General features: G+C 55.6%; 2 protein-coding genes. One reads left to right on the plus strand and one right to left on the minus strand.

Going from position 1 to position 1794, the window contains the following annotated elements:
- Nucleotides 1–139 precede the first annotated feature (139 nt).
- Nucleotides 140–754 carry an endonuclease gene (locus tag XcuCFBP2542_RS18845; RefSeq protein WP_211293042.1) on the plus strand — a complete coding sequence of 205 codons (615 nt, stop codon included), beginning with the start codon at nucleotides 140–142 and terminating at the stop codon, nucleotides 752–754.
- A 111-nt stretch (nucleotides 755–865) separates the two neighbouring features.
- Here the strand turns inward: XcuCFBP2542_RS18845 and XcuCFBP2542_RS18850 are convergent, their stop codons facing one another.
- Entirely contained in the window at nucleotides 866–1564 is a 699-nt protein-coding gene (locus tag XcuCFBP2542_RS18850) for a transposase (RefSeq protein WP_104605757.1), read from the minus strand.
- Between the last annotated feature and the right edge of the window lie 230 nt (nucleotides 1565–1794).

A 1794-nucleotide genomic window follows, 5' to 3' on the forward strand; every position in this document is an offset into this window, starting at 1 on the left:
GAGGAGTTCCTGAGGCTCAAGATCATCGCCAGCTTCCTGCCCGCGCTACCCGAAAATGCTCGATTGCACCCACAGTGATCCGCGAAGACCCATAAAAAATTTGGGGGACGCGATCTACTCATTCAAGTACAGAGTGTCGTTGCCTGACTCCATCGTCGAGACGGCTCCTGAGGGGTACGAGTGGGGTATCTTCGGAGTGGGGCGCGCTAAGTACGAGTTCCGGTTGGTAGCTCCGTTGGATATTACTCCGCGGCCTAACAGGCTTGTGATAAAAATACCAGATGCTACCCCCGAGATAATCGGAGCATATGCTCTCGGCGACGAGCAAGCGCTGCTGGCGAAGGTCAGATATAACCGCCTAATCGATGTATTCCTGGGAGTCACGGCATCTTCGCTCCAAAATCATCTGCGTACAACAGTGAAAGGGATTGGGCAAATTGAAATCGACGAGTTCTACGTGGGTGTTGATCGCTACGGCTCTCAATATGTCATTCCGGTTCAGGCGAAAGGTGGGAAGGATCGGCATGGTAGGCAACAAACCGAACAAGATATCGCTTGTTGCATAGAGAAATTTCCGAATCTAAGATGTAGAGCGGTTTCTGCGCAGTTTATGCAGAATGGGCGAATCGCGATGTTCGAGTTGGCAATGCAGGACGATGATATTAAAGTGGTTGCTGAGGAACAATATGAGTTGGTTCCTGCCGCATCTATTACGTCGGAGGACCTGGACGTATACCGAAGAGGTCGTGGATAAATAATTGATATTTGTAACTTGGGGGCATGGGGTTTTAGCGAGCAAAGGGGACGGAGAAAATTAAGCGAACGGTTCGTACAGGCCGACCAATAACGGGGTCAGGTTAGCTTATCAGTCGGGGGTGTTCGGTTTGCTTGGCCGATGAGCTGGCCTGACGCCTGCAAAGCGGTTGGTCTTGGCTTCGACCATTGCGCGGAAGGCGTCGTGGCCCAGGGCTCGCTGCTGCTGCAGATGAAGACGAATGCTGGTAAGCAGTTCGTCGGAGAGGGCTTCATCGAGCAGAGCACGGTAGGCGTTGGATCGCTCGATCGGGTCGCTGCCAAGCGCAAGCCAACAGGGATGTGGTGTCAGTGCGGAGTGCTTGCGCTGGCCTAGGTTCGCTGGGCAGCTGGACCAACGATACGCTGCCGGGTTGTCTGTCAGGCGAGCACGCACCGGATTGAGCTCAACGTAGCGATAGCAGCGAAGGACGTAGTCCGCACTGTCCACAAGACACGCTTTGTACCGCCCCTCCCATAGCGTACCAGTGCGCCCGTGGCGGCCATTGAACAATGCGACGTAGTTTCGTCCAAGCCGCTGCATCAATTGCCCGATCCGTCCCGCATCAGGTGGCGTGACTAGCAAGTGCACATGGTTGTCCATCAATACGAAAGCATGCAGCTGACAGCCTGTGGCGTGCAGGGCCTCATGCAGCAGGTGCAGATAGCGCAATCGATCGCCATCATCCAGAAAGCAGGGCAACCGGTTGTTCCCGCGCTGCACGATGTGCTGCGGGATGCCGGGAAGGTCGATGCGTGGAAGTCTGGCCATGGCACAAGACTCGCAGCCACGCGTTGGTGCTGATAGCGAGGAAACTTCTCGAAAGCTGACAAGCTAGCCTGAAATTTGTGTAGGAAGTGAACCTGACCCCGTTAGCTGTAGCTGGAAGTGAACCTGACCCCGTTAGCTGAAGGCGATGCAGACAAGCGGCAGGCCTGCCTGCGCCTGTGGGAAGACATGGTGCAGCGGCAGCTGTACGTCACCGGCGCCATCGGCGCGCA

Source organism: Xanthomonas cucurbitae, from assembly GCF_002939885.1.
GTDB lineage: Bacteria > Pseudomonadota > Gammaproteobacteria > Xanthomonadales > Xanthomonadaceae > Xanthomonas > Xanthomonas cucurbitae.

Coding starts and splice junctions, on each gene's coding strand:
- XcuCFBP2542_RS18850 (WP_104605757.1), bottom strand. CDS start 1,564: ATGGCCAGACTTCCACGCATCGACCTTCCCGGCATCCCGCAGCACATC.